Annotated in this window: 13 protein-coding genes; 7 read left to right on the top strand and 6 right to left on the bottom strand. The window is 64.4% G+C overall.

Annotated elements, in window-relative coordinates; all coding sequences use genetic code 11:
• Positions 1-39: 39 nt before the first annotated feature.
• Positions 40-1,689, bottom strand: a complete 1,650-nt coding sequence (gene ctaD / locus FJW06_RS04070) for a cytochrome c oxidase subunit I (protein WP_140748370.1) — start codon at positions 1,687-1,689, stop codon at positions 40-42.
• A gap of 38 nt (positions 1,690-1,727) precedes the next feature.
• On the bottom strand, positions 1,728-2,612 hold the full coding sequence (gene coxB / locus FJW06_RS04065; RefSeq protein WP_140748367.1) for a cytochrome c oxidase subunit II: 885 nt from the start codon (positions 2,610-2,612) through the stop codon (positions 1,728-1,730).
• Between the two features lie 327 nt (positions 2,613-2,939).
• On the opposite strand from coxB, the gene FJW06_RS04060 reads away from it, so the two are divergent.
• From FJW06_RS04060 to FJW06_RS04040, 6 genes are all read left to right on the top strand, one after another.
• Entirely contained in the window at positions 2,940-3,479 is a 540-nt protein-coding gene (locus FJW06_RS04060) for an invasion associated locus B family protein (protein WP_140748364.1), read from the top strand.
• A 72-nt stretch (positions 3,480-3,551) separates the two neighbouring features.
• The gene (locus FJW06_RS04055) at positions 3,552-4,019 is read left to right on the top strand and encodes a YbjN domain-containing protein (protein WP_181178129.1); all 468 of its coding nucleotides are present in this window, start codon (positions 3,552-3,554) and stop codon (positions 4,017-4,019) included.
• Between the two features lie 101 nt (positions 4,020-4,120).
• Positions 4,121-5,533 carry a metalloprotease TldD gene (gene tldD, locus FJW06_RS04050; RefSeq protein WP_140748358.1) on the top strand — a complete coding sequence of 471 codons (1,413 nt, stop codon included), beginning with the start codon at positions 4,121-4,123 and terminating at the stop codon, positions 5,531-5,533.
• 23 nt (positions 5,534-5,556) lie between these two features.
• The gene (locus tag FJW06_RS04045; RefSeq protein ID WP_140748355.1) at positions 5,557-5,754 is read left to right on the top strand and encodes a hypothetical protein; all 198 of its coding nucleotides are present in this window, start codon (positions 5,557-5,559) and stop codon (positions 5,752-5,754) included.
• 49 nt (positions 5,755-5,803) lie between these two features.
• Positions 5,804-5,959, top strand: a complete 156-nt coding sequence (locus FJW06_RS30020; RefSeq protein WP_181178128.1) for a hypothetical protein — start codon at positions 5,804-5,806, stop codon at positions 5,957-5,959.
• A 120-nt stretch (positions 5,960-6,079) separates the two neighbouring features.
• The gene (locus tag FJW06_RS04040) at positions 6,080-6,760 is read left to right on the top strand and encodes a transglutaminase-like cysteine peptidase (RefSeq protein ID WP_181178144.1); all 681 of its coding nucleotides are present in this window, start codon (positions 6,080-6,082) and stop codon (positions 6,758-6,760) included.
• A 139-nt stretch (positions 6,761-6,899) separates the two neighbouring features.
• On the opposite strand, the gene FJW06_RS04035 is transcribed toward FJW06_RS04040, so the two are convergent.
• The 3 genes from FJW06_RS04035 to FJW06_RS04025 form a co-directional block, all read right to left on the bottom strand.
• Positions 6,900-9,506 carry a caspase family protein gene (locus tag FJW06_RS04035; protein ID WP_140748352.1) on the bottom strand — a complete coding sequence of 869 codons (2,607 nt, stop codon included), beginning with the start codon at positions 9,504-9,506 and terminating at the stop codon, positions 6,900-6,902.
• A 166-nt stretch (positions 9,507-9,672) separates the two neighbouring features.
• Entirely contained in the window at positions 9,673-10,914 is a 1,242-nt protein-coding gene (locus tag FJW06_RS04030; protein ID WP_140748349.1) for a class I SAM-dependent RNA methyltransferase, read from the bottom strand.
• On the bottom strand, positions 10,911-11,687 hold the full coding sequence (locus FJW06_RS04025) for a TlyA family RNA methyltransferase (protein WP_140748347.1): 777 nt from the start codon (positions 11,685-11,687) through the stop codon (positions 10,911-10,913). Before FJW06_RS04025 ends, FJW06_RS04030 begins: the two co-directional genes overlap by 4 nt.
• A gap of 99 nt (positions 11,688-11,786) precedes the next feature.
• On the opposite strand from FJW06_RS04025, the gene FJW06_RS04020 reads away from it, so the two are divergent.
• Positions 11,787-12,188 (top strand): GFA family protein, encoded by a 402-nt coding sequence (locus FJW06_RS04020; protein ID WP_140748345.1) that lies wholly within the window; start codon positions 11,787-11,789, stop codon positions 12,186-12,188.
• Here the strand turns inward: FJW06_RS04020 and FJW06_RS04015 are convergent.
• The gene (locus FJW06_RS04015) at positions 12,185-12,472 is read right to left on the bottom strand and encodes a hypothetical protein (RefSeq protein WP_140748342.1); all 288 of its coding nucleotides are present in this window, start codon (positions 12,470-12,472) and stop codon (positions 12,185-12,187) included. The genes FJW06_RS04020 and FJW06_RS04015 overlap by 4 nt on opposite strands.
• Between the last annotated feature and the right edge of the window lie 76 nt (positions 12,473-12,548).

Here is a 12,548-nt window from a genome sequence, read left to right as displayed (position 1 = left end):
GGGCTCGCCGGCGACCTCGCTTGCGTCGGGATGCTGCCTTTACTTGATCTTCGGCAGCTGTTCCCACTGGTGGAACGGCGGCGGCGAAGGCAGCTGCCATTCGAGCGTGGTGGCACCCTCGCCCCAGGGATTGGCGCCGGCGACGCGCTTCTTCTGGAAGGCCTCGAACACGCCGTAGAGGAAGATCGCAACGCCGACGGCCGCGATGTAGGAGCCGTAGGACGAGATCATGTTCCAGCCGGCGAATGCGTCCGGATAGTCGACGGTGCGGCGCGGCATGCCGGCGAGGCCGAGGAAGTGCTGCGGGAAAAAGATCAGGTTGACGCCGACGAAAGTGACCCAGAAATGGGTGTTGGCAATAACCGGCGAGTACATGTAGCCGGTCATCTTCGGGAACCAGTAGTACCAGCCGGCGAAGATGGCGAACACGGCGCCCAGCGACAGCACGTAGTGGAAGTGGGCGATCACGAAATAGGTATCGTGCAGCGAGCGGTCGAGACCGGCATTGGCCAACTGGACCCCGGTGACGCCACCGATGGTGAACAGGAAGATGAAGCCCAGGGCCCACAGCATCGGCGGCTTGAAGGAGATCGAGCCGCCCCACATGGTGGCGATCCAGGAGAAGATCTTCACGCCGGTCGGCACCGCGATGACCATGGTGGCGAACACGAAGTAACGCTGCGTGTCGAGCGACAGGCCGGTCGTGTACATGTGATGCGCCCAGACGATGAAGCCGACGGCGCCGATCGCCACCATGGCGTAGGCCATGCCGAGATAGCCGAAGACCGGCTTCTTCGAGAATGTCGAGACGATATGGCTGACGATGCCGAAGCCCGGCAGGATCAGGATGTACACTTCGGGGTGACCGAAGAACCAGAACAGATGCTGGAAGAGGATCGGGTCACCGCCCTGGTCCGGCACGAAGAAGGCGGTGCCGAAATTGCGGTCGGTGAGCAGCATGGTGATGGCGCCCGCCAGAACCGGCAGCGAGAGCAAGAGCAGGAAGGCGGTGATCAGCACCGCCCAGGCAAACAGCGGCATCTTGTGCAGCGTCATGCCGGGGGCGCGCATGTTGAAGATGGTGGTGATGAAGTTGATGGCGCCGAGGATCGACGAGGCGCCGGCGATGTGGATCGACAGGATCGCCAGGTCAAGCGCAGGTCCCGGCTGGCCGGACGTCGAGAGCGGCGGATAGATCGTCCAGCCGCCTCCAGGACCGAAAGCGCCCGGAGCGCTGGGCACGAACATCGAGCAGAGCAGCAGGATGAAAGCCGGCGGCAGCAGCCAGAACGAGATGTTGTTCATGCGCGGGAAGGCCATGTCCGGCGCGCCGATCATGATCGGCACCATCCAGTTGGCGAAACCGCCGATGAGCGCCGGCATCACCATGAAGAAGATCATGATCAGGCCGTGCGCGGCGCCGAAAGCATTGTACATGCTCTTGCCGCCGTCGATGGCGGCGTCGCCCTGCATGCCGTAGACCATCTGCGCCAGGCCGCTGAATATCTGGATGCCCGGTTCCTGCAGCTCCATGCGGATGGCGACCGAGAGCGCGGCGCCGATGATGCCGGCGATGATCGCGAAGATCAGGTAGAGCGTGCCGATGTCCTTATGGTTGGTCGAGTAGACCCAGCGGACCCAGCCATGCGGCCTGTGGTCGTCGTGATCGTGAGCTGCAGCCTCTGCCATGTTCCGCTCCGTTCCCTAAATCTTGCTAACCTGCGGCATCAGTTGCCGGCGGCCGCCACCTTGTTGGTACCATCGATCTCGGCCATCAGCGCCTTGTTGGCGGCAGGCACGTTGGTCTTGGCCGTCTCCAGCCAGGTCTTGAACTGCGCGTCGGACACGACGCGCACCGCGATCGGCATGAAGGCGTGGTCCTTGCCGCAGAGCTGCGAGCACTGGCCGTAGTAGAGGCCTTCCTTCTCCGCCTTGAACCAGGTCTCGTTGGTGCGGCCGGGCACGGCGTCCATCTTGATGCCGAAGGACGGCACGGCGAAGGAGTGGATGACGTCGGTCGCCGTGATCAGCACGCGGGTCATGGTGTTGACCGGCACGACCAGCTCGTTGTCGACCGCCAGCAGGCGCGGATATCGGGCGCGATCTTCCTTGCCGGCCTTGGCTCTGTCGGCATCCTGGAGAACCGCCGAATTGAAGGAGAAGGTCTTGTCGACCTGGTATTCATAATCCCAGTTCCACTGGTTGCCCGTCGCCTTGACGGTGAGCTTGGCTTCTTCCGGTGGGGTGTATTGGGCGGTGAGCAGCTGGAAGGAAGGAATGGCGATGAGCAGAAGCACGATCACCGGACCGACGGTCCAGATCACCTCGATCAGCGTGTTGTGGCTGGTCCTGGAGGGCACCGGGTTGGCGCTGGCGCGGAATCTGACGATACAGACCAGCAGAAGCACCAGCACGAGGATGGTGATCGGGACGATGAACCACATTGTGTAGTTCCCGAACCGCTCGATCTGCCGCATCATGTCGGTCGCCGGAGCCTGGAAGGTCACCTCCCATTCCCGCGGCTGGTCGGCATGGGCCGCCGCACTGGAGAAGAGCACGGCCGAAGCTGCCGCACCTGCCAAGAATTCAGCGCTTGCCAGGAATTTCCTCATCGCCCTCTTGTCTCCCGCTTCCCGCGATCTTGTCGCACCAATAACGGACGATGCCGGGATTGGGAATCCCGGTCTGTCCCTGGGTGGTTCAAACCATACTCTTTTTCCCTCCGCAAGAAAGGAGCGGAGGAAACCGTGCGGCATTTTTGCGCGCAACCCGAAGGCCGTGTTCGGCGCTCGCCATGCTAGATGCGCAATGGCCCCAATTCGGGCGAATTTGCTTTGGAAAAGCACGCAATTGCCGGTATCGGGGCGCGCCGGCGACGGTCTCGTCCTTTACTTGGCCCCGGCGCGGCTTAAAGTGCCGTGATTCGCAATGGAGCCGTCATGACTTCCTGGCTTTCGAGAACCTTGGCGAAGGTCGTTCTTGCCGTCGCCTTGCTCGGCGTCGGCATAGCCGTTGGCGCCGCCGCCCAGCCGAACAATGCCACGCCGCCCAGCGGCACGGTGAAGTCGACGCATGGCGCGTGGTCGATCATCTGCGATACGCCGGCGGGAGCGACCTCCGAGCAATGCGTGATGATGCAGAACGTCGTCGCCGAGGATCGTCCTGAAATGGGCCTTTCGGTCGTGGTGCTGCGCACCGCCGACAATAAGGCCGAGATCCTGCGCGTTCTGGCGCCGCTCGGTGTGCTGCTTCCCAACGGACTCGGCCTCAATGTCGACGGCAAGGATATCGGCCGTGCTTATTTTGTGCGCTGCTTCCAGGACGGCTGCTATGCCGAGGTGATCCTCGAGAAGCCGCTGCTCGATACATTGAAGAGCGGCACCTCGGCCACCTTCATCGTCTTCCAGACGCCTGAGGAAGGCATCGGCATTCCCGTCGACCTCAAGGGCTTTGCGGAAGGTTTCGCCGCCCTACCTTGATCTTCTTGCCCACGCGCAGCTCCTGACGCCGAGGTCCGATGGCGAATGCGCGTTTGGCGGCCAGGAGGCTCAATGCGCGCGAATGTATCCGCCTTCCTCACCTGTCTGGCGCTGGTCGCCGCGGTTTCGGCCGCACGGGCCGAGGATGACGAAATCCTCCAGAAGCCTGAGCCGGCGGCCATCCTCGATATCGCCAAAGGTTTCGGCTCGGCCAAGATGGGCAAGGACGACAATGGCGATCCGATGATTTCCGGGCGGATCGAGGGCGTCAGATACGTTATCTATTTCTATGGCTGCGAAGACCACGAGAACTGCAAGTCGCTGCAATTCTCGACCGGCTACACCGACCCGCTGACCGCCGAGCAGGCCAACGCCTGGAACGCAAGATACCGCTGGGTGAAGGCCTATTCGGGCGACGGCTCGAATTTCAAGATGGACGTCTCTTTCGCCGGCGGCATCACCAAAGCCAATCTCCAGGAACAGTTTTCCAACTGGGATGCGATGACCGGCAACATCAAGAACTTCCTGAGCGGCGGGTGACGGCGGCGCAATAACCGGCTTCACCCCGGTTGGCGATTGTGCGACGGCGGCTTCGCGCCTACATCCGGTGCAACGATTTTGTTTCCACGAATGGATCTGCCATGAACAGCCTGATCGGCCAATTCGACATTTCCGACGATCGCGTCAAAGAGATCGTCGCCGACACCATCAAGGGCGCCGACGACGGGGAGCTGTTCCTCGAATACAGCGAAAGCGAAGCGCTGATGTTCGACAACGGCCGGCTGAAGACGGCCAATTTCAACACCGACCAGGGATTCGGCCTGCGCGCCGTGGCCGGCGAAGCCAGCGGCTACGCGCATTCGAGCGATCTTTCCGAAGCTTCGCTGCTGCGCGCGGCCGATGCCGTCTCGGCGGTCAAGGGCGGCTATTCCGGGCAGCTTGCCGGGGCGCCGGCCCGCACCAATCGCCACCTCTATGGCGACGAGAACCCTATCCCCTCGCCGTCCTTCGAGGCCAAGGCCAAGCTGTTGCAGGAGATCGACGGCTGGCTGCGGGCCAAGGATCCGCGCGTGCGCCAGGTGACGGCCTCGCTCGCCGCCTCCTGGCAGCATGTCGAGATCGTGCGCGGCGACGGCCAGATCGTGCGCGACATCCGCCCGCTGGTCCGCATCAACGTCTCGGTCGTGGTCGGCAACGGCGACCGGCAGGAGAGCGGCTCCTACGGGATGGGCGGCCGCAAGAGCTTCGGCGAGTTCGTCAGCGAGGAAAGCTGGAACCACGCGGCAGGCGAGGCGTTGCGGCAGGCGCTGGTCAACCTGGAAGCGGTTCCGGCGCCGGCGGGCACGTTCGACATCGTGCTGTCCAGCGGCTGGCCGGGGGTGATGCTGCACGAGGCGGTCGGCCATGGGCTCGAAGGCGACTTCAACCGCAAGAAGACGTCGGCCTTCGCCGGCCTGATGGGCCAACAGGTGGCGGCGAAGGGCGTGACGGTGGTCGATGACGGCACCATTCCCGAGCGGCGCGGCTCGCTCACCGTCGACGACGAAGGGACGCCTTCGGCGCGCAATGTGCTGATCGAGGACGGGATACTGGTCGGGTATATGCAGGACCGCCAGAACGCCCGGCTGACGGGCATGAAGGCGACCGGCAACGGCCGCCGCGAGGGCTATGCGCACCAGCCGATGCCCCGCATGACCAACACCTACATGACCGCGGGCGACATGCAGCCGGAAGAGATCATCGCCTCGGTCAAGAACGGGATCTACGCGGTCTCCTTCGGCGGCGGCCAAGTCGACATCACCTCGGGCAAATTCGTGTTCGGCTGCACCGAGGCCTACATGATCGAGAATGGCAGGGTGACGCAGCCGATCAAGGGCGCGATGCTGATCGGCAACGGACCGGATGCCATGCATCGCGTCAGCATGGTCGGCAACGACATGCAACTCGACAGCGGCATCGGCATGTGCGGCAAGGCCGGACAGGGCGTGCCCGTCGGCGTCGGCCAGCCGCATCTCAGGATGAACCAGATGACGGTGGGCGGCACCAGGGTTTGAGCGTGAACGCCGGAAAGGCCACGATGTCCGCCTCTGAAAAACTCATGATGATCGTCTCGACCAAGGGGGCGAAGGGGGTGCGTTCGAAGCTCTCGCCAGCGTTTTCGGCGACGCGGCCGAAGGATGTTTTTGGCTCTCTGCCATCCCGGCGCAAACCGAAGACGCTGGAAGAGATGCACGCAGGCGTGCTCGCTGAGGCACGGCGCCGTGCTCGCGTTTGAGCGCGTCGGCATGTCCCGGTAGCATCCGCCAAACGATAGTTCTCGGTCGGTGTCCGGCGCGCTGATCGTCGAGCTCAACCTGAAATGCGCCGGTTGGGCGTTGCGTTTCGACAAGCAGATCGAGGGGCCGGCCACGCAGGTCATGCCGGCTTTCGTCGAGCGCGTTTGTCCGGCAAGGGCTGAGCGCTCACGTTTTCTCGCCTGAGCGCGGGCCGCACCTTGAAGTGAACACAATCGTGTTAGGACATTATTAATTGTTTAATTGGCGGGGCGGATGTTTGCGCATTAGCCTGCCGCCAGTCTTCTCGTTGCGGTGGTGTCGGCAATGCAGCGTTCCCCTGGCGTCCTGACCTCTTCTTTCCTTCTTGGTTTCGTTTCGTTGATTGGTGCAACTTCGCTGCAGGCCAGCCCTGCCGCGGCGGCCCAGTCGACATGGTTAAAGCGAATGGCGGCACAATCTGCCACTGGCGCCAGTTCCGCCACCGTGGGCGCCAGCACCAGCGTGCCGTATGGCTGGCTCGATTTCTGTCATCGCCGGCCGAAGGAGTGCAAGGTACCCGCCCTGCCGGCCGCGAGCGTCAAGCTGACCGCCCAGAACCTGAGCATACTCAAGCGGATAAACCAGAAGGCGAACCGTTCCATCAAGCCCGTCAGCAACTACGACCACTGGGGCACGATGATGGACCACTGGGACTATCCGACGGACGGCAAGGGCGATTGCAAGATCTACGCGCTCTACAAGCGCAAGCTTCTCCAGGAAGCGGGATTTCCCCGGCAGGCGCTGCTGATGACGGTGGTGCGCGACCTGCACAATGAGGGCCACACCATCCTGACGGTGAAGACCGACAAGGGCGATCTCGTGCTGGACAATCTGGTCGACGAAATCCGGCCGTGGAACGCCACCGGCTATTATTTCCTGAAGCGACAGTCGCAGCAGAACCCGAATGTCTGGGTTTCGCTCAACCAGCGGGGCGGCACGGCGAAACGGCTGTCTCCAAGCTCATAACCGACATTGCCTGCCCGGCCGCTCGTCCCCTCAGGCGGATCGACGCCGCCACGGGCCCATGATCGCTTGATCGGCGGACTGATGGGCCAGGAAGGCCGGCCCATCAACTGAGCTGCCGTCCCGGCCTGCGACGAGCCTGCTACTTGCAGGGCGGCTCGCCCGGATGCCCGCAGGTGGGCTTCTTGTTGCCTTGCGGCTGCTCCTTGGGTTGCTGCGGCAGGCGCCGTTCCTGAGGCTGAGGCCTCGGCTGTTGCAGGCGCCGCTCCTGTGCCTGAGGCCCCGGCTGCGGCAGGCGCCGCTCTTGCACCTGAGGCTTTGGCTGCGCCTGGAACTCCGGCTTTTGCGGCCTGAGCACCTGCACGTTCGGTTTTTCCTGCTTGAAGTTACGCTGGACGTTGGCGCCCGCGCCCGAACCCTCTTCGCCGTTCGGCGGCCTACGGAACTTCCTATTCCCATTGGCCGCCCCCTGGTCCTGGCCGGAGAATACGTTCGGATTGTTCTTCCTGAGTCGCTCTTGCACGCTCGGCCGGTTGTCGGCCGGCGCGCCATTCACGGTAGGCAGCTTGTGGAACTTCTTGCTCCTGTCGCCTCCGTTGGCAGAGCCTTGATCGCTCGGTCCGACAGCAGCCCGTCCTGCCGACAAATCCTTGCGTGTCAGCTTCTTCGGCTTGCCTGCGTTCTGGTCGGACAAAGCGTTCGGGTTGTTCTTCCCCAAACTCTGCTGGGCGTTCTGTCCGTTCTCGCCCGGCGCGCCATTGACGGTCGGTAGCTTGCGCAACTTGCCATTCTTGCCCTGACCGGTGACTGCTCCGTTCTGCTGGCCATTGCCCATAACGGGGGCGCCAGCACCCCCGGTAGCCTTCGGGTTGCCGTTGACCGTGCCCTGCTTGCCCAGCACCTTCCTGTTGGGCACGTTCTGGCCGTTGAGCACCGGCTTGCCGTTGACGAGCGGCAGCGCCTTGCCGTCAGCTCCCGGCAAGGCGTGATCGGTCGAGAGCTTGCCCATCGTCCTCGCCTGCGGCGTCGCGCCCGGCTGCTGGCCCTGCGTGACGGCCTGGCCCGGCTTCAGCGGTTGCGGAGTCGCACTGAGCTGCTGGCCCTGTGTTGCAGCCTGGCCGGGCTTCAGCGGCTGGCCGCCCTGATTTTGCTTGAACAGCACTGCCCTTTTCTGCAGCAACGGCGGCAGTGCCACTTTGGCCGCCAGGGCGGCCGCGCCCGCACCAACCGCCATCTTCTGCCCGGCAGTGAGACCGCCCGGTGCATTGGCGCTCGGCTGTCCAGCCTGGTTGGCCGTCTCGTTGTTGATCGTCGTGTTGTTGATGTTGTTGATGACGGTCGTGTTGTGGATGTTGTTGAAGATGATGTCGTTGGGCGGCGGCACGACGTCGTGCGGCGGTCTGACCCAGACCGGCACGGGGACGAAGACCGGCGTCGGCAGAACGTAAACATCGTCCGGCGGCGGGGGCGGCGGCAGCGCGACGAAATCCGGCGGAGGCGGCGGCAGGAATATCACATCGACCGGCGGCGGCGGCTCGAAGTCGAAATCGGGATCATCGAAATAGAGCACCGGCCTGTCGACATAGACGATTTCCTCCGGCGGGGGCGGCGGCACGTCATAGACGATTACGGAGAAGCTCGGCGGCGGCTCTAGCTCGGCGTCGAAATGCTCCAGCCGGCGCCGCGCGTCCCAGGCATGCGGGCCGTGCGGATAGCGTTCAAGATAGGACCAATAAGCCTCCGGCGTATCGCGCATCCAGGTCTGGCGCCAGGTGATCGCCTCGCGCCGCGCCGCGACGATGGCGCGCACGCGCTTGGCCATCGGATCGTGCGGATAGGCGTCGAGGAAATCCTCGTAGCCGCGCATCGTGTCGCGATCGAGCGCCGCGACATAGGCGTCGTGCGCATTGAAGTCGCGGACTGGCCTGCTTCGGTTGGCCCGTTCTTCGGCCTCGGAAACTTTCGGCGGGGGCGCGTCCGGAGCGCGGTCGAAGAAGACGAAAGGCGCGGTGATTTTCGAGGCGTCCCAAGGGACTTCGGCGCCTTGCGTCACCTCGTTGACGCGTAGCCGCGTGCGGTCGAAAACATCGTCAAGCGACAAGCCGCCTTCACGCATCATCTCGGCGAGCGCCCGAGCATAAGCGCCGTATGGGCCCTTGCCTTCCGGCGCAACCGTTCCAGGCGCCGCATTGAACGCAATCAGCATGTTGGGGTCGGGGTCAACCAGCGCGAGACCGCTGGCCAGCGGCTGGCTCATTTTCGGAAGGGCATTCGGCCGGGCCGCGTCGAGGACGACGATATTGACCTTGGTCGGTAGTCCCGCCAGGGACCTGGTGATGTCGGAGAGCCGCATGGCCTGCAGCGGCACGTCGGCCGGATTGGCGATCTGGGCATCGACCGGCAAGAAATAGTTCTCACCTTCGAACTGCACGCCGCGGCCGGCGAGGTACACGAAAACGGTCGCGTCCGGACCGGCGGCGGAAACCTTTCCAAGGAAATCGCGCAGCGCGCCACGCAACGATTCCTGGTCGACGTCGCGCGCGCCGACCACATCGAAGCCGGCCGCTTGCAAGGTCTGCGCGATGAGGCCGGCATCGTTTGCCGGCGTCGCCAGCGCGCCCGACGGATAGGCGGCGTTGCCGATGACGAATGCAAGGCGCTTTTGCTGTTGCGCAAGCGCGCCGGTCGCCGAGACGGCGACGAGGATGATGAGAACAAGCGAAGCGAGGAATTTCTGGAGCATCCGCATTTTCAGGCCACCGTGGGTAAGAGCCAACGCTGACGAGGCCCTTCCCCTCCTCCAGCGAATCCAGACTAGACGGTGCAAAGAGGCGGCTTTGCGGCGCGATTCCGGCGGCTCGCGAGCAAGGGCGCCGGAAGCGGCGGCTTCAACGAAATGTGATCATGTTGGCTGGCTACCGTCGCCTTCCCGGCTTTTCCAGCAGCGCCACGGCCTCGACATGGGGCGACCACAGGAACTGGTCGATTGGCGTCACGCTCTTCAGCGTGTAGCCACCATCGATGAGGATCCGCAGATCACGCGCGAGCGTCACCGGATTGCAGGAGACGGCGGCGACCAGCGGCACGTCGGAGCGCGCGATCTGCTTCGACTGATCCTCGGCGCCGGCGCGCGGCGGATCGAAGACCAGTCCGTCGAAAGCGTTCAACTCCTTGAAGGTCAGCGGCCGGCGGAACAGGTCGCGACGTTCGCTGGTCACCCGCTTCAGCCCGCTGGCGAAGCGGTAGGCACGGTCGAGCGCGGCGAGCGCCGGCGCATCGCCTTCGACGGCATGGACCTCCGACTTCGCGCCAAGCCGAAGCGCGAAGCTGCCGCAGCCGGCGAACAGGTCGGCGACCTTCCTGGCGCGCGACAGATGCTGGCCGACAAGGTCCGCCATCGCCTGCTCGGCGGCTTCCGTCGCTTGCAGGAAGGCGCCGGGCGGCACGGCGACCGCGACCGGTCCGAACTGCACCACCGGTTTCTTCGGCTCGACGACGATCTCGCCGTCGACGGAAAGCCGCGCCAAGCCCTCGGCCATGACGAAATTCGACGCGATGCGGCGCTGGTAGTCGCCAAGCTTGCCGGCGTCATGGACGGCGATGTCGAGGCCCGAAGCGGTGACGGTCACCGTCATATGAAACGCTTTCGGCGTGGCGCAGACCAATCCGGTCAGGGCACGCAATTTATCGAGCGCCGAGACGATCGTCGGCAGCGAGATCGGGCATTCCTGGATCGGGATGATCTCGGATGAAAGCGCGCGCACGAAGCCGAGCAGCATGCCAGCCTCTGTGCGCCTGGCGCTGAAGGTGACGCGGCGGCGGGTGTGTGGCGCGCAAGGCACCAGCGCAGCGACATCGCAACCGATGCCCTTGGCCTTCAGCGCCTGCACGACCTTCTCGCGCTTCCATTGCTGGTAGGCTTCCGCTTCGAAATGCTGCAGTGCGCAGCCGCCGCATTCGGTGAAATGGCGGCAGGCCGGATCGACCCTGAGCGGCGAGGCTTCCAGCACCGACATCAGCGAAGCGCGGTCCTTCTGGCGCGCGGCCGTGACCGTCTCGCCCGGCAGCGTGAACGGGACAAAAACCTCCCCGCCCTCGGCATTTGCAATGCCGTCGCCCTGCGAGCCGAGCCTGGCGATGGTGAAGCGTGTGCTCATCGCAATGGTCCTGCGTCCTTGATGCCGGCAAGCAGGAACTCGCGGTTGCCGTCACCGCCTTCGATCGGCGACGGGTGGAGTCCCAGCACGCGCCAGCCGGAAATGTCCGCAAGCCAATGGCGCAAATTCCCGGCAATGCGCTCGGCATCGCCCGGATCCTTGAGCAGGCCGCCCTTGCCGATCGCTTCGCGTCCGGCCTCGAATTGCGGCTTAACCAAAAGAACTGCCTTGGCGCCCTCGCCCGCCAAGTCCAGCGCCGGCGGCAGCGCCAGCTTCAGCGAGATGAAGGAGACATCGCAAACCAGGAAACCGGGAACGCGGTCGCCGAGATCGGCCGCCGTCAGATCACGCGCGTTCAATCCCTCGATCACCGTCACGCGCGGGTCGCCGGCAATGTCTGGGTGCATCTGGCCGTGGCCGACATCGATCGCCGTGACATGCGCCGCGCCGCGCTCGAGCAGCACCTGGGAGAAGCCGCCGGTCGAGGCGCCGACATCGAGCGCCTCGCTGCCGGAAGGGTCCAGGCCGAAACGATCGAGCCCGGCTATCAGCTTCAACGCGGCGCGAGACACATAGGCCTGAGCCGGGTCGTCGATCGCGATCAGGCAATCCGACGCGACGGGCTGTCCCGGCTTGCGGGCAATTGTGCCGTCGACCGTTACCGTGCCGCGCTCGATCGCATCGCGCGCACGCGAGCGGCTGGCGAACAAGCCGCGCCCGACGAGCAATTCGTCGAGCCGCTGGCGCTGGCTTGATGGCAAAGGGGAACCCATCGGCCTTCATTGGCGAAAGCCGGACGCGAACGCAATGGGTTGAATATGACGCAAGAGGCTACAGAATGCCGCCACGGCGGCTGTCGATCGGAGGTGGCGATGCTGAAGGGGACCTGTCATTGCGGCGCGGCTCATTGGACGCTGGAAGGCGATCCCGGTGGAATCACCGCCTGCAATTGCACGCTTTGCCGCCGCTACGGCGCGCTCTGGGCTTATGATCATGCCGACGAGCGCATCCGCGTCGCCGGACCGTTGAAGTCGTACACACGCGCCGAGGTGGCGGAGCCCGCGCTGGAAATCCTGTTCTGCCCGACCTGCGCCTGCGTGGTCGCCTGGCGCGGCCTGCGCTCAAGCAAGAGCGGCCGCACGCGCATTGCGGTCAATGTCAGGCTGGCGCCGCCGGAGCAGATCGCCGATCTGCCGATCGACCATTTCGACGGCCTCGACACATTCGACGACTTGCCGCGCGATGGGCGTTGCGTTCGCGATATGTGGTTTTAAAAAACGGTTCGCGAGACCCGACGCTCGACGGCCGGTGCCAGGCCGTCATTGCCGGAGGCTTCCTCGTGCGGAGGCTCGGCCGGCACCGGCGCGGGTGGCGAGGCATCCGGCCGCACAACGAGCTGGGGAACCTGCTTGTAGGAGAAGCCGCCGCGGATGTTGCCCATCTTGCCGGCGACGATATCCATCGCCGCCTTTTCGATATTGCAGTCGTAACGCGTTTCGGCTGCCGCCGGCGCAATCACGGCCGCCAAGAGCGCCATGCCGCAAATGGACGACTTCATTGTTCTTATCCCTGCCTAGGACCAACGTCTTAGCCGGGCGCCGTTGAAAATCGGCCAAGAGACAGGGTAAGCGAAC

The organism is Mesorhizobium sp. B4-1-3 (assembly GCF_006439355.1).
GTDB lineage: Bacteria > Pseudomonadota > Alphaproteobacteria > Rhizobiales > Rhizobiaceae > Mesorhizobium.
The sequence above is the reverse complement of the archived record's forward strand: the minus strand, read 5'-3'. Positions and strand labels throughout refer to the sequence as shown.